The following is a 16,902-nucleotide window of genomic DNA, read 5'->3' as shown; positions in this document are numbered from 1 at the left end:
ACATCTCTATCGATGCATCGCGGGGCCATCGTGACACTGACAGGTCGCCGCAGACATCGCCTTGAAGCATGCAGCGCCGCGCAGTTGCGCGGCCGTCATCACGAACCATCGCCGCCAAGATGACGGATCGTCGCATGGATTCCCTGGTGATCTTTCGAATATGATCGGAGAGCCGGGAGGCGTCCGGCTAGGGGCTGCCGGTCCATCCCCCCAGTGTTGGTACCGGGCCGGCAGTCCCGATCAGGCAGGCTCTCTCTCAGAGCAACGATCCAACAGACGCCAAACGCCATCTGAACGACGAAGGCGGCGAAACGAGCGCTCACCGCCACAACGTTCCCGGCACAGGTTTTCTATTTCTTCGTCGGCTTGCGCTGAACAGGAGGAAGCGCATAGTTCGCGACTAGGAGCATTGTGTTTGAAACGCTAAAGAGATTCCAGATCCAGATGGAACGAGCACTTAACCAAATCGTTGCACAACTCTGCTACATAAAAAGGATACTCGGGTAATATTTCGTGAGTCATTCATCGACTTCATCGCTATTGTTCTGCCACGTTTGCCTTTTGAAGTAACAATCGAGTCGACCCAAAAGGAAGAATGCTATGCGGAACTCAGATATCGTTTGGAACTCAGAGATCGTTGAAGATCAAACGAAGCTATTTCTGAGCAAGTTGCAGAGCTTCGAGAAGTTCTCGGACCACGAAGTTTCATTCGGTGTGATGTGCGCCGTTGAAGATTGGTTGACCACTTTGCAAGGTGTGGAACGTAGCCACGCGGTGGAATGCCTGCACGAACTTGCCGAACGCATCCATAGCCCGAGTCAGTCATCTGAGATCGGATGAAGCGGGCCGCGAACATGTTCGCGAGTTGCCAGCACGGACGAACCAGGGCACCAAAGAGTGAATAGGTTAACTGCCATATCGGCCTCACCGTGTTCACGGTAGTCGCCCTTCAACGAAGTTGGGACGCTGGCAAGCAGATTACGTTGTGAGGCGCTGCGATATAGGTAGGGTGATTCACGGCGTCTACCCTGATAGCACGTGAACGGCGCGAGCGGAGAGCAGGACGTCGCGCGCCGTTTAAAGTGCCGATGATCCCTTGGCGGTTCACCATACTTTTAGCAAGACCGCACTCGCGAACTCACCGCTGTCAGCGTCGTCGGTACTGCTTCCACTGCATCGATATGCCCCTTAGCTCACGCCATTGCTCGGCATCTCATCTCGTAGCATTTGCGCCGGCGCAATCGACCGCTTCGCGCGAAATGGCGCACTTTCGAATTTGTCCCGAGACTTATTTGTACACGGGAACTTCTCCCTTGATCGCCTCTTCCATGTGCGCGACCGCTTCGCGCCAATACGATACAACAGCGCTCCAATCCACATCCCTGCGAAGTTCTGCAAAATCCTTCTCGTCATAGGTCACGTATTTATCGACGATTTCGCGAAGTCTGTTACGGCTAATGGACGTTCCGCCGCCGTTTGCGTAGGCATGCAGGTCATGAATTGCAGCGAGTATGTCGTCAGTGAGCAATGCGGCTGCGAAAACCATTTCAAAGTCCATTTCTCAATCTCCACGGGAAAATGCCAACGAATGACGCTACCAAAAATTCACGAGCTGCAATATTTGTATCAGAACCTAAGTTTTTCATGCAATTGGCAGGCGAGCACAAGGCGACGGATCGTGGCGCGTCTGTGGACTCGCACCGCCAGACACGATTCAGTTTTTGGGACCGTTTCGACGGGCGGTGGCTCGCAGCGAAAGTCTATCTATCAAGAATCGGCCGAAGGCTTGCCGGCGCTTCGTGGGCCGATTGATATAGATCGATTTGGACGACGCCTGATGAAGAGATAAGTTAGTTTGTGAATGAGCGAACGATCACGCCAGTGTCGTGATTTGCTTGTAGGCATGATTGCTGGCATCGCAATGGGGATCCAGCAGAACTTCGTCCTTGCGCCGGCTCATACCCACCTCAACCTAGTCGGCGGCGTCCTGCTGTTTCTGTTCGGCCTTTACTACAGGATGATCCGGCCGCAGACAGAACAACGCTGGCCCGGATTCAGGGCTGGCTTCACATTTTCGGCGGCATTCTGCTTCCAGCCGGAATAGCCCTCGTGATTGTGGGGGGCACAGCCTATCAAGCGGCACCCATCGTTGGTTCGCTTACCATGGTGTTGGCTATGGCGCTGCTTGTGGTTGTCGTATTCCGCAACCGGACGGCCTGATCGATCATCGTTCCCATGAGCCGATTGCTTCTGGCCACCCTGGCCTTGGCGCGATCGAAAGCCGAGTTCGAGGGTGTTTAGAAAGCGCCCCCCCTCTTCAGATACGGCTTCTGAAACGATGCCGCTTACCAAGAGTACCTTAGCACCGCTTTGCCGGCATAACTCTCGACCGTGTTGGCGAGCTCGCCTTCAAAGGTGCCCGCGACCGCGAAGCCGTTGGCCCAGCTCATTTCAACGGCAGCCGTGACCAGTGCAACGTTGGCGGGTTGCGCCGCGCCGTTGACGACAAACGACGCGCCGGGCAGCGACTGGAACGTCGCTGAGATCGAGCGATTGGTGCCGAAATTATGAGCCCAGGCCGCGCGGCCACGCAATGTGAAGATAGCATCGGTGAGCGCGAACGACCGGTCGGTGCGCAAGCCTAGTTCGGAGCGTGATGCGGTAACATTTTTTGACGCGTAGTTGAGCGCGAACAGATTGCCGCCGCCGCCCTGCTCGGCATAGGCCGGCAGATCGTAGCTGGTGAATTGCCCCGCGGCATAGGGCGTGATGCCCGCCAATGGGGTGGCAATGCGTAGCCGCCTTCGAGGCGCCCTGAGAAAGCATTGGCGTTAAAATTCGCACGCAGCCGCTCGATGCCATTCGCCATCACGATGCGATCCGTGGTGACGTTCTGCCAACCATAGGCCAGCGCGCCGCTGAAATAGGCATTTCCAATACGGTGACGCGCATCGACACCGACCTGGAACAGATCGGAGCGCCCCGTGCCGAACCCGTTGTCGACGCGGAATTGGGTTCCACCGCCGGCCGTTGCAAAGCCGAACAACGTATCCGGCGATACCCGGTAATCGGCGCCGACGGCGCCACCATAAACACTGCTGGTCGCGGTGTTAGAGCCGACAACGCTGTTGCCGTCGGTGGTCTGCGAACCTCCGAAGCCCGCCGCCCAAACGCTCCAGCGTTGACCGAAGGTCGGCGCCAACGGAGGCGCCTTGCGGTAAATCGCGGCATAGGCATCGCGCTCCGAGGCGCTGCGCGCCTTCCCGTTGGCGGCATAGCCGAGTGCGGTGGTATCGTCCGCATAGGCCGTCGGAATGAATGATGCGCCATCGCCGCCACGTCCGGCCATGAACGGGTCGGTCATCACGCCCATGAACAGGTTCATCGCGTTGAATGTCGCCTGCTGAGTGCCGGTACCCAGTTCGCCGGAAACCTGCGTCAACCCCTGCGGCGACAGCGCGCCGAACGCCAACGGAGTCTCGCCGGTGCTGTTGAAGAAGTTGGTCAGCGTGGTCGCAACCGCTTGTTGATTGCGATTGAGACCGCTGAGCAGGACAAAATCCAAAGTCAGATCGAGATAGGCATTGTTGCCGTCATGAGCCAGCGAGCTCTTGAAGTTGGTCGGCAGGTTGGTGTTCACCGGGCCTGAAAACGTGCCGCTGACGCCGCCATCGGCGGTGAGAATGGTGTAGCGTTTCGCGACGTATGCGCCGGGAGCGAACTGCGCCGCCACGGTCGCTCCACCCAGCGTCGCCGAACCGGTCACATGAGTGAAGTCTGACGCGGTTGGCGACACTTCGACCATGTAGGTCGACGCCGCAGTCAGCACGAGATTACCAGCTACCGTCAGCGTGCCGATCGAATTGCCCGGCGACAGCGTGCCGCCATTGATTGTGGTGTTGCCGACGATGCCGTTGCCGCCCAGCGTGCCGCCTGCATTCACCATCGTCAGCGACGACGATACGATCGAACCGTTCACCGAGAGTGTGCCGGCGTTCACTGTCGTCGTGCCGGTATAGGTGTTACTCCCCGACAGGGTTAGCGTATCGGCGTTGTTTTGGATCAATCCGCCATTACTCGTGATAGCATTCGCGACCGTTGTGCCTGCATTGTCTTGTGCATTCAGATCGTCAGGTCTCGCCGAGTACGCTCAATTCTTCGTCTTCATACGAGGTTTCCCGCATTTTCGATCGCTCACTGCACACGGAGCGCACACGTCGTAACCGCCGGGAGAGAGACGGCCGGGCACATCTCTCTCCCTATATATGCCCGTTCGGCGCAGCCGATCGTCCGCGGCCCGCGCGTTAACGCATCAGCCTCGCCGCCTCCACCATGTTGACAAGCGCCGGCCTGACCTCTTCCCACTTGCGGGTCTTCAACCCGCAATCCGGATTGATCCAGATCTGCCTGTCGGAAAGGCGCTGGCGTGCAAGTTTGAGCAGGCCGGTCATCTCATCAACCGCAGGCACCCGCGGTGAGTGAATGTCGTAGACGCCGGGACCGATCTCGTTCGGGTATTTGTAGGTCTTGAAGGCGTCGAGCAGCTCCATCTTGGAGCGCGACGTCTCGATCGAGATGACATCAGCATCCATCGCCGCGATCGCGTCGATGATGTCGTTGAACTCCGAGTAGCACATGTGCGTGTGAACCTGCGTTGCGTCGGCGACGCCGCTCGCACACAGACGGAAACATTCGACAGCCCAGTCGAGATATATCTTCCATTCGGACCGGCGCAGCGGCAGCCCTTCGCGCAGCGCGGCCTCGTCGATCTGGATCATCGACGCTCCGGCTGCCTCCAGGTCCGCGACCTCGTCGCGGATAGCAAGTGCAATCTGCCGGCAGGCGAGACGACGCGGCACGTCATCGCGTACGAACGACCAGTTGAGAATAGTGACGGGACCGGTGAGCATGCCCTTCATCGGCTTCGGCGTCAGGGATTGCGCGTATTTCCACCAGCCGACGGTCATCGGTTTGGGCCGGGACACGTCGCCGAACAGGATCGGCGGACGAACGCAGCGCGAGCCGTAGCTCTGCACCCAGCCATACCTGGTGAAAGCGAATCCGGACAGCTGCTCGCCGAAATACTGCACCATGTCGTTGCGTTCGAACTCGCCGTGCACGAGCACGTCGAGACCGATGTCTTCCTGCCAGCGGATGGTTCGTGCCGTCTCCTCCCGCAGGAACGTCTCGTAGTCGGCGTCGCTCAATGCCCCCTTGGCGTGCGCCGAACGCGCCTTTCGAACCTCGGCGGTCTGCGGGAACGAACCGATCGTGGTGGTCGGGAACGACGGCAGGCCGAAGCGTTCGCGCTGCAATTTCGCGCGATCTGCAAACACGCGCTTGCGCCGTGCCATGTCCGAGGTGACGGCTGCGATCCGCGCCGCAACTTTCGCGTCGTGAACCTTCGGCGACATTTTGCGGGCCATCGCGGCCTTCGCGGATGCATCCACCGCATCGGCAACCGACGCGCGGCCGCTGGCCAGGGCTTCACCCAGCGTCGCCAGTTCATCCATCTTTTGCACCGAAAACGCGAGCCAGCTCTTCAACTCGGCATCGAGATCGGCTTCCAGCGCCACGTCGATCGGCACATGCAGGAGCGAGCAGGACGGCGCGATCTGTACGCAATCGATGCCACGTTTAGCGACCACGGATTCCAGACGATCGAGCAATACGGGGAGATTAGCACGCCAGATATTGCGGCCGTCGATCACGCCTAGGGACAAGACCAGATCCTGCCTCGCCTTTGCCACCACGGTGTCGAGTTGTTCCGGAGCGCGAACGAGGTCAATGTGAAGGCCAGCGACCGGCAGCGACAATGCGGTATCGAGGTTATCGCCGAGACCGCCAAAATAGGTCGTCAGCATGATCTTCAGCTTCGGCAGCGCGCTCGCGAGCTGTTCGTATGTCGCGCGCAATGCCTTGCGGGTCGCATCGTCGAGATCGAGAATAAGACAGGGTTCGTCGAGTTGCACCCATGCGGCGCCCTCCGCAGCAAGGCGCTTGAGCAGATCGATATAGACCGGCAGCAGGCCGGAGAGCAGCGACAGCGGATCGAAATTCGCGTCCTTGCTCTTGCCGAGCTTCAAATAGGTGACGGGACCGAGCAGCACCGGCCTTGTCTGATAGCCGAGTGCCTTGGCCTCGCGATATTCGTCGACGGCCTTGAGCGACGAGAGTTCAAACCGTTGGCCGCTGGTGAATTCAGGGACCATGTAGTGGTAATTGGTGTCGAACCACTTGGTCATCTCCTGCGCCGGCGCACCATGCGCGTGACCGTCGCCATGATGACCATGCGTGCAGCTCGAATCGTGATCTTCGCCTTGCGCGCCCCGCGCCATCGCGAAGTAGGTTGCAAGCGGCACCGGCCCGCTTTTCCATCCGTAGATGTCCGGGATCGCGCCAACCATCACGCTGGTGTCGAGCACATGATCGTAGAGCGTGAAATCGTTCGACGGGATGACAGTGACGCCGAGCGACTTCTGTCGCGCCCAGTTCGCGGCCCGCAATCCGGCTGCCGCTTCAAGTAACGCGGATTCGTCGGACTTGCCCGACCAGTAGCTTTCAAGCGCGATCTTCAGTTCACGGCGCGGACCGATGCGCGGCGTGCCGAGCGTAGCAACAGGAAGAGAGGAAACTGACACGGCTTACCCCATATGTTGGGGGCTGGGCCTTAGCGACGCGGCATGGGATTCATGGCGGGCTCGCCATGAAAACCGCAAGCGCACCACCGGGACACCCCGCCCGAGGACGACTATGTTGTCGGGGCAGGTCTCCTGGCTCGCGGGTCTCAGCTTTGGTCCGGCCTTCCCGGGATTACTCCCAGTGACACTGATGGACCACGGCTCACCGCTTACAGTTGCGGGGGCAGCGCCGGCATTACCCAGATCCATGGACGAAGACCCATGGACCAGAGCGCACCGGCTTCCCTCTTAGCTCCGGGCTTGAATTGTCCCGGAGAACCTCGACGCCAACCCTATGGGCCACCGTCCACGGGCCGTCAACCGGCACCGCGCATCTTATGTCGGGTCCGAATCCTCGCCGTGCCGGTAGAATTGCGTCCCGATCACGATCGGCGGACGACCCTGATCCCGGCGGTGCTGATTGGTATCGCGCAGCGAATAGACGCAGCCGCAATACTCCTGTTGATAGAATTGCTCGCGCTTGCTGATATCGATCATTCGCTGCGAGCCGCCGCCCTTGCGCCAGTTGAAATCCCAATACGAGAGACCGTCATAACGTCCGGCCGCGCGATGGCCGCAGTCGTTGATCTGCGCCATGTTCTTCCAGCGGGAGATGCCGAGCGACGACGTCATCACCGGGAAACCATGCTCATGTGCATGGAGCGCGGTGCGCTCGAAGCGCATGTCGAAGCACATGGTGCAGCGCGCCCCGCGTTCAGGTTCCCACTCCATCCCTTTGGCACGGGCAAACCAGTTATCCTTGTCGTAATCAGCATCAACGAACGGCACGCCGTGCTTCTCCGCGAAGCGGACGTTTTCGTCCTTGCGCAGCAGGTATTCCTTCAGGGGATGGATGTTCGGATTGTAAAAAAAGATCGTGTAATCGATCCCCGATGCGAGCATCGCTTCCATCACTTCGCCTGAGCAGGGCGCGCAACAGGAATGCAGCAACACCTTTTTTTGCCCGTTCGGGGGCGTCAGGTTCGGTCGGACGAATTCGGTCACGGCGGACTCGGCGGTTGAGCGGCGAAACAAACGCCGCGGCAAATCTGCGCAGATAATGGTCTGTATGATCGAAGCGTCAAGAGTTGGACAGAGCGATGGTTGCACAGCGTTTTTCGCCGAACTGTGAATTACGAGAATTGTGAAGCCGGAGTCGAAACGATCTGTTGACTCGGAATTTGGTGCGGCTACTAGATATGGTGGTCACGGTCTCTCGAGTCGCAACACCGAGAGCTAAAGAGGGAAGCCGGTAGTGCCGGCGCTGCCCCCGCAACTGTTAAGCGGCGAGCCGAAGTCCATTGAGTGTCACTGGGATCGCAAGGCCCTGGGAAGACCGGACGGACGCTGAGACCCCGCAAGCCAGGAAACCTGCCGTGACAGCCGAAACGTTCCCTGGGCGGGGTGTCCCAGCGGGCCGCTTGACGGGAATCGCGGCGTCCGCCGTGGGATTTCCTGCGCGCGTCTCCCGCCTGACCCCGGCTCGCAACAAAACTGGGGTCTTGAGCCGATGTCTCTCGCAACCGAAGCTGCGCGTGCTGTGCGTCCGTCTTTGCCTGCTGCGGCTGCGATGCCGCCCAGCGAACCCGCGTACCAGGTCATTCGGCGCAACGGTTCGGTCTCGCCGTTCGATTCATCGAAGATCGCCGTCGCGCTGACCAAGGCGTTTCTTGCGGTCGAGGGAACCAGCGCCGCCGCCTCGCGCAGGGTCCATGACATCGTCACTGAGTTGACCGGCCAGATCGTCGCCAGCCTGTCGCGGCGGTCCGACGCCGGCCGCACCTTCCACATCGAGGACATCCAGGATCAGGTCGAACTCGCGCTGATGCGGAGCGAGCATCACAAGGTCGCGCGCGCCTATGTGCTCTATCGCGAGGAGCGCGCGCGCGAACGGGCGAAGGCGCAAGGGTCGAAGGCAAAGAAGGGCATCCAGGCAGTGGTGACGCCAGTGCTGCGGATGAAGTTGGCCGACGGATCGATGGTACCTATCGATACCAAACGCCTCGCCGCCGTGGTGGAGGAGGCCTGCGCAGGACTCGAGGATGTCTCCTCCTCCGCGATTCTGACTGAAACCCATCGCAACCTTTATGACGGCATCAGCGTGGACGAACTGGCGCTGGCGACGATCCTTGCCGCCCGCACGCTGGTCGAAACCGATCCCGATTACGCCAAGGCCAGCGCCCGGCTGCTGCTCGACAAACTGCGCCGCGAGGCTTTGAGCTTTGTCTCGGGACGGTCCGAGCAGGCTACGCAAGCCGAGATGGCAGAGCGCTACGCGGATTACTTCCGCGCTTATGTGAGAACGGGCATCGACAACGAACTGCTCGATCCGGAGATCGGCCGTTTCGACCTCGACCGGCTTGCGGCTGCGATGAAGCCGGAACGCGATCTGCGATTCGACTATCTCGGACTCCAGACGCTCTACGATCGCTACTTCCTGCACGTCCGCGGTGTGCGTTTCGAGCTGCCGCAGGCGTTCTTCATGCGCGTCGCCTGCGGCCTCGCGCTGCGCGAGATCGATCGTGAGGAGAAGGCGATCGCGTTCTACGACCTGCTCTCATCGTTCGACTTCATGGCCTCGACGCCGACGCTGTTCAACGCCGGCACGCTGCGCCCGCAGCTCTCGTCCTGCTTTCTCACGACTGTCGCCGACGACCTCGACGGCATCTTCAAGGCGATCAAGGACAATGCGTTGCTTTCCAAGTATGCGGGCGGGCTCGGCAACGACTGGACGCGCGTGCGTGGGCTCGGCGCACATATCAAGGGCACCAACGGCGAAAGCCAGGGCGTGGTGCCGTTCCTGAAAGTCGCGAACGATACCGCGATCGCCGTCAACCAGGGCGGCAAGCGCAAGGGCGCGGTGTGCGCCTATCTCGAAACCTGGCACATCGACATCGAGGAATTTCTCGACCTGCGAAAGAACACCGGCGACGACCGTCGCCGCACCCATGACATGAATACGGCGAACTGGGTGCCGGACCTCTTCATGCAGCGCGTCGAAGAAGATGGCGTCTGGACGCTGTTCTCACCCGACGAGACGCCGGACCTGCACGATCTCGCCGGCAAGGCCTTCGCTGAACGCTACGCTCACTATGAAAAGAAGGCTGCGGGCGGCGAGCTGCGGGTGACGAAGCAGGTCCGAGCTGTCGACCTGTGGCGGCGCATGCTGACCATGCTGTTCGAGACCGGGCATCCCTGGATCACATTCAAGGACCCCTGCAACCTGCGCTCACCTCAGCAGCATTGCGGCGTCGTGCATTCCTCAAACCTCTGCACCGAGATCACGCTCAACACCTCAAAAACGGAGATCGCGGTCTGCAATCTCGGCTCCGTCAACCTGATGAACCACCTCAAGGACGGTAAGCTCGACCACGAGCACCTCGCGCGCACGGTCACGATTGCGATGCGCATGCTCGACAACGTGCTGGACGTGAATTTCTACACCATTCCGGAGGCGCGGACCTCGAACCTGCGGCACAGGCCGGTCGGGCTCGGCGTCATGGGCTTTCAGGATACGCTCAACATCCTGCGCCTGCCTTATGCGTCGGACGACGCCGTGGCCTTCGCAGACGAGAGCATGGAAGCGATCGCCTATTACGCGATCTCCGGGTCGGTCGATCTCGCGGCGGAGCGCGGCCGCTATCCCTCCTATCAAGGATCGCTGTGGTCGAAGGGTATCCTGCCGCTCGATTCCCTCACGCTGGTCGATGAAGCGCGCGGCGCGGCGGTCGAGATCGACCGTTCCAGCCGTCTCGACTGGGCCTCGCTGCGCGAGAGCGTCATGACCATCGGGATGCGCAATTCGAACTGCATGGCGATCGCGCCGACCGCGACGATCTCCAACATCTGCGGCGTGTCGCAGTCGATCGAGCCCGCCTATCAGAATCTCTACGTCAAATCCAACATGTCCGGCGACTTCACGGTGGTGAACGCACATCTCGTGCGTGATCTTAAGGCACGCGGCCTATGGGACGAGGTGATGATCTCGGATCTCAAGTATTTCGACGGCAGCGTCGGTCAGATCGACCGCGTTCCCGATGATCTCAAGGCACTCTATGCCACCGCCTTCGAGATTGACTCAGGCTGGCTGATCGACGCCGCGTCGCGCCGGCAGAAGTGGATCGACCAGGCGCAGTCGCTCAATCTCTACATTGCCAATCCGAGCGGCAAAAAACTCGACGCGCTCTATCGCCATGCCTGGAAACGCGGCCTGAAGACGACCTATTACCTGCGCTCGCGGTCGGCGACGCATGTCGAGAAATCCACGCTCAAAGGCACCGACGGCAAGCTCAACGCCGTGTCCGCGGCCGTTTCCGCCGCAGCGCAGGACGGCCATGCGAATGGACACAATCGCTCCGACAACACTGAAGGCTGGAAAGCCTGCCGCATCGAGGATCCCACCTGCGAGGCGTGTCAGTAGCCTCATTTCGTGCTCGCGCGTCGCTTGCACAAAGAAGAAACAATCAGGAACACCCCATGCTCGATTGGTCCGACACCTCTTCTCCCGCACTGGCACGATCCGCTCCGCCGCAGACGCTCGCGCATAACGACGTGACGTCTGATCCATCGCCTTGCGTGACAATGACCGACACCTCTGTCGATGCCACCGGCCTCGGCGAAATCGATCGCGGCGCTGCACGGGTGCGCGTCGATGACAAGCGGATGATCAACGCCCGCGCCGACGTCAACCAGCTCCTGCCGCTCAAGTACCGATGGGCCTGGGAGAAGTATCTCTCCGGCTGCAATAATCACTGGATGCCGACCGAAGTGTCGATGCAGGCCGACATCGCATTGTGGAAATCGAAGGACGGCCTCACCGATGACGAGCGGCGCATGATCAAGCGCAATCTCGGCTTCTTCGCGGCGTCTGAGTCGCTGGTCGCCAATAACATCGTTCTGGCGATCTACCGTCACCTCACCAATCCCGAATGCCGGCAATATCTGCTTCGCCAGGCCTTCGAGGAAGCCGTCCACACTCACACTTTCCAGTACATCGTCGAAAGCCTTGGTCTCGACGAGGGCGAATTGTTCAACATGTATCGCGAGGTGCCCTCTATCACCGACAAGGCGGCCTGGGCGCTCAAACACACGCAGCATCTCGACGACCCTGGCTTCAAGACCGGCACGCCGGAAGCGGATCAGGCGTTCCTGCGCGACCTCGTCGCGTTCTACGTCGTGTTCGAAGGGATGTGGTTCTATACGGGCTTCGTGCAGATCCTCTCGCTCGGCCGACGCAACAAGATGGTGGGCATCGCCGAGCAGTATCAATACATCCTGCGCGACGAGTCGATCCACCTGAACTTCGGCATCGACATCATCAACCAGATCAAAATCGAGAACCCGCATCTCTGGAGCAAGCATTTCCAGGAAGAGGTGCGCGCCATGTTGAAGAATGCCGCCGAGCTCGAGGCCGCGTATGGGCGGGACACCATGCCACGCGGGTTCCTTGGCCTGAATGCCGCGCTGTGCGAGACCTACATGCACGTCATCGCCAACCGGCGATGCGCTCAGCTCGGGCTCGCGCCGGTGTTTCCCGAGGCCGACAATCCCTTTCCATGGATGAGCGAGGCGATGGATCTCAAGAAGGAGAAAAACTTTTTTGAGACCCGCGTCATCGAATACCAGAATGGCGGCGCACTTGCGTGGGATTAACCGGACCGCAAAATGCCGACCGGATAAACCGGAAGCACCGCGCCTGGTTTAAGCCGCCGCCATAGCCTCCCTCCTAGGGAAGAACGGCCGAAAGCTCATCAGGATCAGCATAGCCATCAGGCCCATGCCCCACGAACCGACATACATCAGCGCGTAGCTGCCGAAATGGTCGTAGATCAGCCCGCCCAGCAGCGGGCCGGTCGACATGCCAAGGCTGCCGGCCATCGCGGTGCCGCCGATGATCGTGCCCATCATCTTCAACGGGAAATTCTCCCGGATGATCACGGCATAGAGCGGCATCGTTCCGGCGTAAAGGAAGCCGACGACCACTGCCACGGCGTAGAAACCGCCGAGCTGGTTGACGAAAGCATAGGCGAGTACGCCGAAGGCCTGCGCCATCAGTCCGATCACCAGAACGCGTTGCGCACCGAACCGGTCTCCCGCAAGGCCGAACCCGATGCGACCGAACATGCCGGCCAACCCCTCGATGCTGTAGATCGACACCGCAGCAATCATCGGTATGCCGCACGTCACCGCATAGCTCACCGTATGAAAGATCGGGCCTGAGTGAGTGGCGCAGCAAAAGAAGTTCGCCAGCATCAAAATGATGAACTGCGGTGAACTCACCGCTTGCCGAACGGTCATGTTCGATTGCGACTCACTCATCGTCATCCCGGTCGGTCCGCCCTCCAACGCCGGCGGCCGACGCACGAGCAGTGCGGCGGGAATCATCAGAACCGCGGTAAGAGCAGCGATGATCAGCATCGATGTCCGCCAGTCATGGATCGTGACCAGCCAGGCTGCAAGCGGCGCCATGGTCATCGGCGCCATGCCCATGCCTGCGGAGACCAGCGAGACGGCAAGACCGCGCTGCGTATCGAACCAACCGGTCACGCAAGCCATCATCGGCGCAAGGATGGCGGCGGTTGACGCACCGATCAAAAGACCAAATTGAAATTGAAACGCGATTAGCGATTCCGCCCGGCTGGCGAGCGCCAAGCTCGCCGCCAGCGCGACCGACCCCGTGAGCACCACCGGGCGTGGGCCGAACCGGTCGGAGAGGTTGCCCCACACCATGCTGGCCGCCGCCATGGCGAGGAAACCGATCGTCATCGCCGTGGATATGCCGGTGACGGACCAGCCGGTGTCCTGCGACATCGGCCGCAGGAAGACAGGCAACGAAAACATGGCGCCGATCGCGACGCAGCCCAAGAGGCCGCCTGCCGCAACGATCGCCCAGCGATAGTAATGATTCATGGTCCTTGCCCGACGCCCCTGCTCCATCGGGCGGCCTCCCCGCCCGATGTCCCAAGGACGCATCAGCACGGTCGGTGCCGACAGCCGCCTGCTTTTTATTCCTGGTGCTTAGAACCCCGCTCCTGATGGAATCGGACGCGGGGTTCCATAATTGTTTGACGCGTTTCTTTACGCGAACCGTTACCTGTCCTCGGGTCAAGCCCGAGAGCATGCTTCGCTCGAAACGCTATAGGCATGCGATCAGCCTTGCGGCGGTTTCCAGTCAGCCGATGGAATGACGTTGATCATCCAGGGGATACCGAACTTGTCGGTCAGCGTCCCGAAGCCGGGCGACCAGAAGGTTTCGGCGAACGGCATGCCTGCTTTGCCGCCTTGAGAGAGTTGATCGAACCAGCGCCGGGCCTCGGCCATGTCATTTGTGTGCAGGGTCACGTCGAAGCCGTTCTTGGGTTTGTCGATGTTAGACGCCCATCCGACGTCCATGTCGGCGCCCATCAGCGCCTGATCGCCGACATCGAGCCAGCAATGCATCAGCCAGGTTTTGTACTTCTCGTCTGTGATCGGCATGCCCGGAGGCGCATCGCCGTAGGGCATGGCCGCCTTGATCGTCCCGCCGAGGACTTTGGCGTAGAACTCGAATGCCTCGCGGCACTGGCCCCGGAAGCTAAGGCTGGTCACGATCTTCATGTTGGCTCCTTTCTCACAGGGGTGTTGACTCGCATTATGAAAGATTGAGCTGCCAGGACACGCCGCCGACGCCGATTGACGACCTCCTACATAAGTTGATATCAACGTAATGTTGCCGCGGAGTCAAGCTCCCTGATGCGTACGCTTCCGGATCCTGCTTTTGAAACCACGATTCTGGTGCGCGACACCTGCTTGTGCCTCCATGCCCAGAGGGCAGCGCGAGCGATCGCACGCCGCTTCGATATCGTGTTGAAGCCGGTTGGCCTCACCAGCGGACAGTTCTCCCTGCTCATGTCGCTCAACCGGCCGCAGCCACCGAACCTCAGCAGCGTAGCGGCGCTGCTGGCGATGGACAGGACAACCTTGACTGCCAATCTCAAGCCGCTGGAGCGTCGGCGTCTTGTCAAAACAATGGCCGACCCAAAGGACGGGCGTGCCCGACTGTTGCAGCTGACGCCTCATGGCCGGGCCGTTCTGGCCGTGGCGGTGCCGATCTGGCGACATCTTCATGCGGAAATCGAAAAAGAGCTCTCAGACCCGGATCGTCTGCGCACCGAACTCAACACTTTGTCGACATTTGACAATCGCGGCAGTGTCGCCGGCTGACGCAAAAGACATTCTAGCTGGAGCCACTTTCTATTAGGGCTTTCGCTCTGACGGAATCAAAAGCGGGGCTCCACGATTTTGATCTGACGCGTTTGCTTCACGCGAACCGATTCGCTCGAAGCGCTATAAATAACGGCTGTCCCGCTAACTTCTCTTCGTTATATTCCGTCCCCTGAATGGAGTTTGTAAGCAGGGATGAAAATGCAGACGAGCATGGAGAAACAAGCACTTTTCGTTTTAATCGCCATTTTGGTTGCGGCCTCTGACGTCCACGCCGCGCCCGATCTTATTGACGACGCAGCCGGCTCTCAGGCCTGCTTCACCCGCAGTTACGATGCTGCTCATCTGGCAAAAAACCCGACTCAGAAGACGACTTCCATGCGGTTCGCGCTGCGGCGCGAAACTTATCCCGACAGTGTTGACACTCCGCTCCAAACATTCGCCCGGCTGGAAATCATGCGGCGTAACGACGCCCGTCCGTGGCGGGCTATCGGGCAATGCGCGTTTGACCAGCAAGCGAACCGCGCCGACGAGCACGCCATCGTCTCAGGCTATCTGCATGCGGACGGCATCGCTTGCCACATAACTGGAGAGAATCTCGATGCGGAAGGCGGCATCTTCATAATTGAAACCATCGACAACGGACTGAAGGTCTACATCGATGACGACATCAACATGCGGACAGAGGCGCGGGTAACGGAGGGACCGGGCGAGTACATTGCTTTCGGACCGGCAGACAGCCTCTTCATTCTCAATCGCGCCGCGGACGACGCCTGCTCGGACCTTCAGAAAGCAATAGAGGCCGAATGAACGCTGTGACAGTCGTCGACTGTTCGACACGGGCGATGACCTTCCTTTCTGAGGAATTTTGACGGTCAACGGCCGTCATGGCCCCGGTGCACACGCCCACTGTGACCTGTCAGCCCGCGACCACTGGTCCGCCGGCTTTCTTCCAGGCATCGATCCCGCCCTCGATATGCACCGCGTTGGTCAAGCCAGCGTCCTTCGCCGCGGTAACAGCCATGGCCGAACGCTCGCCGAAGGCGCAGAAGAACACGATGCGGCGCCCGGTCGCGGCGGCTACCTCACGCAGCATTCCGCCTGGTTTCAGACCGTCGGCGATATCAGGATAGGGCGCATGCAGCGCACCTGTCAGCGTACCGTGTTTGGCGCGCTCATGGGCTTCGCGAAGATCGACCAGCAGGATATCGGGCTGACCGAGTCGGGCGATCGCCTCGCGCGGCGTCAGCGCCAGTCCCCGCTTCGCCAGATCGTCCTGCCTGAGACCGACATGCATGTTGGCAGGAATCACCACATCCATCAGCTTCGGATTCGGCAATTTCAGATTGTTCATCAGTTCAATGTATTCGTCTATCGAGCGCACCTGAAGCCGCGGATTGTAGCGCCTCTCTTCTCCGATAGTGGAGACCGTATCGCCCTTGTAGTCGTGCGCGGGAAACACCATGGTTTCGTCGGGCAGCTTCAGGAGCCGGTTAAAGATCGAATCGTACTGCGCACGCGCACTGCCGTTCTGGAAATCGGTGCGGCCGGTGCCTCGGATCAGCAACGTGTCGCCGGTGAAGACACGATCGCCCATCAGGTAACTGTAGGAATCGTCGGTGTGGCCCGGCGTGTACATCACGTCGAGGCCAATGCCCTCGATCTTGATCTTATCGCCGTCGCTGACCCGCATCGAAACCACGTCGGCTTTGGTCTGCTCGCCCATCACGGTGACGCATTGGGTGCGATCACGCAGCTCACCTAGTCCGGTGACATGATCGGCATGAAGATGCGTGTCGATGGCCTTCACAAGCTTGAGGTCGAGCTCACGCAGCAACTGGCAGTAACGGCCGACCTTTTCCAGCACCGGATCGAGAATCAACGCCTCGCCGCCAGCACGGCTCGCCATCAGGTAGCTGTAGGTGCCGGAAACGCTGTCGAACAACTGGCGAAAGATCATAATCGTACGACCCTCCTCCTGTGCAGATTTGCTTACCGTGAGGTATTCCAGCAAATTTAT

At 60.1% G+C, this 16,902-nt stretch carries 14 protein-coding genes and 2 riboswitches; of the genes, 6 read left to right on the top strand and 8 right to left on the bottom strand.

All coding sequences use genetic code 11. From position 1 onward, the window contains the following. Nucleotides 1-600 precede the first annotated feature (600 nt). Nucleotides 601-840, top strand: a complete 240-nt coding sequence (locus GGQ85_RS09530; protein WP_079448080.1) for a hypothetical protein — start codon at nucleotides 601-603, stop codon at nucleotides 838-840. A gap of 448 nt (nucleotides 841-1,288) precedes the next feature. On the opposite strand, the gene GGQ85_RS09525 is transcribed toward GGQ85_RS09530, so the two are convergent. Beyond that, on the bottom strand, nucleotides 1,289-1,558 hold the full coding sequence (locus GGQ85_RS09525; protein WP_079448081.1) for a hypothetical protein: 270 nt from the start codon (nucleotides 1,556-1,558) through the stop codon (nucleotides 1,289-1,291). Between the two features lie 303 nt (nucleotides 1,559-1,861). Here GGQ85_RS09525 and GGQ85_RS09520 point away from each other — a divergent pair, with 303 nt between their 5' ends. Beyond that, on the top strand, nucleotides 1,862-2,104 hold the full coding sequence (locus tag GGQ85_RS09520) for a hypothetical protein (protein WP_309774281.1): 243 nt from the start codon (nucleotides 1,862-1,864) through the stop codon (nucleotides 2,102-2,104). 241 nt (nucleotides 2,105-2,345) lie between these two features. Here the strand turns inward: GGQ85_RS09520 and GGQ85_RS09515 are convergent, their stop codons facing one another. The 4 genes from GGQ85_RS09515 to GGQ85_RS09500 form a co-directional block, all read right to left on the bottom strand. Further along, entirely contained in the window at nucleotides 2,346-2,732 is a 387-nt protein-coding gene (locus GGQ85_RS09515; RefSeq protein ID WP_309774330.1) for an autotransporter outer membrane beta-barrel domain-containing protein, read from the bottom strand. Then, nucleotides 2,642-4,066, bottom strand: a complete 1,425-nt coding sequence (locus GGQ85_RS09510; protein ID WP_309774280.1) for an autotransporter family protein — start codon at nucleotides 4,064-4,066, stop codon at nucleotides 2,642-2,644. Before GGQ85_RS09510 ends, GGQ85_RS09515 begins: the two co-directional genes overlap by 91 nt. Nucleotides 4,067-4,304: 238 nt before the next feature. Further along, on the bottom strand, nucleotides 4,305-6,641 hold the full coding sequence (gene metE / locus GGQ85_RS09505; protein ID WP_309774279.1) for a 5-methyltetrahydropteroyltriglutamate--homocysteine S-methyltransferase: 2,337 nt from the start codon (nucleotides 6,639-6,641) through the stop codon (nucleotides 4,305-4,307). A 105-nt stretch (nucleotides 6,642-6,746) separates the two neighbouring features. Next, a riboswitch (cobalamin riboswitch) is annotated at nucleotides 6,747-6,979 on the bottom strand. A gap of 37 nt (nucleotides 6,980-7,016) precedes the next feature. After that, complete coding sequence (locus tag GGQ85_RS09500; protein WP_079448140.1) at nucleotides 7,017-7,685, bottom strand: epoxyqueuosine reductase QueH; 669 nt, start codon at nucleotides 7,683-7,685, stop codon at nucleotides 7,017-7,019. Nucleotides 7,686-7,872: 187 nt separating this feature from the next. After that, a riboswitch (cobalamin riboswitch) is annotated at nucleotides 7,873-8,073 on the top strand. A 117-nt stretch (nucleotides 8,074-8,190) separates the two neighbouring features. Between GGQ85_RS09500 and GGQ85_RS09495 the strand changes: the two genes are divergently transcribed. Together GGQ85_RS09495 and GGQ85_RS09490 are read left to right on the top strand one after the other, a co-directional pair. After that, nucleotides 8,191-11,100: a ribonucleoside-diphosphate reductase subunit alpha gene (locus tag GGQ85_RS09495; RefSeq protein WP_309774278.1), complete on the top strand. Its 2,910-nt coding sequence runs from the start codon at nucleotides 8,191-8,193 to the stop codon at nucleotides 11,098-11,100. A 56-nt stretch (nucleotides 11,101-11,156) separates the two neighbouring features. After that, nucleotides 11,157-12,332, top strand: a complete 1,176-nt coding sequence (locus GGQ85_RS09490; protein WP_079448085.1) for a ribonucleotide-diphosphate reductase subunit beta — start codon at nucleotides 11,157-11,159, stop codon at nucleotides 12,330-12,332. 48 nt (nucleotides 12,333-12,380) lie between these two features. Here the strand turns inward: GGQ85_RS09490 and GGQ85_RS09485 are convergent, their stop codons facing one another. Next, nucleotides 12,381-13,589, bottom strand: a complete 1,209-nt coding sequence (locus GGQ85_RS09485) for an MFS transporter (RefSeq protein ID WP_309774277.1) — start codon at nucleotides 13,587-13,589, stop codon at nucleotides 12,381-12,383. Nucleotides 13,590-13,829: 240 nt separating this feature from the next. After that, nucleotides 13,830-14,276, bottom strand: a complete 447-nt coding sequence (locus tag GGQ85_RS09480) for a VOC family protein (RefSeq protein ID WP_309774276.1) — start codon at nucleotides 14,274-14,276, stop codon at nucleotides 13,830-13,832. A gap of 135 nt (nucleotides 14,277-14,411) precedes the next feature. On the opposite strand from GGQ85_RS09480, the gene GGQ85_RS09475 reads away from it, so the two are divergent. Together GGQ85_RS09475 and GGQ85_RS09470 are read left to right on the top strand one after the other, a co-directional pair. After that, nucleotides 14,412-14,882, top strand: a complete 471-nt coding sequence (locus GGQ85_RS09475; RefSeq protein ID WP_309774275.1) for a MarR family winged helix-turn-helix transcriptional regulator — start codon at nucleotides 14,412-14,414, stop codon at nucleotides 14,880-14,882. Nucleotides 14,883-15,095: 213 nt separating this feature from the next. Then, nucleotides 15,096-15,692 carry a hypothetical protein gene (locus tag GGQ85_RS09470; RefSeq protein WP_309774274.1) on the top strand — a complete coding sequence of 199 codons (597 nt, stop codon included), beginning with the start codon at nucleotides 15,096-15,098 and terminating at the stop codon, nucleotides 15,690-15,692. Between the two features lie 109 nt (nucleotides 15,693-15,801). Here GGQ85_RS09470 and GGQ85_RS09465 read toward each other — a convergent pair whose 3' ends face one another. Continuing rightward, nucleotides 15,802-16,842, bottom strand: a complete 1,041-nt coding sequence (locus tag GGQ85_RS09465; protein ID WP_309774273.1) for an MBL fold metallo-hydrolase — start codon at nucleotides 16,840-16,842, stop codon at nucleotides 15,802-15,804. Nucleotides 16,843-16,902 lie beyond the last annotated feature (60 nt).

Source organism: Nitrobacter vulgaris, assembly GCF_031453995.1.
In the GTDB taxonomy this organism is placed as follows: Bacteria; Pseudomonadota; Alphaproteobacteria; order Rhizobiales; family Xanthobacteraceae; genus Nitrobacter; species Nitrobacter vulgaris.
This window is presented reverse-complemented; position numbering and strand designations above follow the sequence as displayed.

Coding starts and splice junctions, on each gene's coding strand:
- GGQ85_RS09530 (WP_079448080.1), top strand. CDS start 601: ATGCGGAACTCAGATATCGTTTGGAACTCAGAGATCGTTGAAGATCAA.
- GGQ85_RS09525 (WP_079448081.1), bottom strand. CDS start 1,558: ATGGACTTTGAAATGGTTTTCGCAGCCGCATTGCTCACTGACGACATA.
- GGQ85_RS09520 (WP_309774281.1), top strand. CDS start 1,862: ATGAGCGAACGATCACGCCAGTGTCGTGATTTGCTTGTAGGCATGATT.
- GGQ85_RS09495 (WP_309774278.1), top strand. CDS start 8,191: ATGTCTCTCGCAACCGAAGCTGCGCGTGCTGTGCGTCCGTCTTTGCCT.
- GGQ85_RS09490 (WP_079448085.1), top strand. CDS start 11,157: ATGCTCGATTGGTCCGACACCTCTTCTCCCGCACTGGCACGATCCGCT.
- GGQ85_RS09485 (WP_309774277.1), bottom strand. CDS start 13,589: ATGAATCATTACTATCGCTGGGCGATCGTTGCGGCAGGCGGCCTCTTG.
- GGQ85_RS09480 (WP_309774276.1), bottom strand. CDS start 14,276: ATGAAGATCGTGACCAGCCTTAGCTTCCGGGGCCAGTGCCGCGAGGCA.
- GGQ85_RS09475 (WP_309774275.1), top strand. CDS start 14,412: ATGCGTACGCTTCCGGATCCTGCTTTTGAAACCACGATTCTGGTGCGC.
- GGQ85_RS09470 (WP_309774274.1), top strand. CDS start 15,096: ATGGAGAAACAAGCACTTTTCGTTTTAATCGCCATTTTGGTTGCGGCC.
- GGQ85_RS09465 (WP_309774273.1), bottom strand. CDS start 16,842: ATGATCTTTCGCCAGTTGTTCGACAGCGTTTCCGGCACCTACAGCTAC.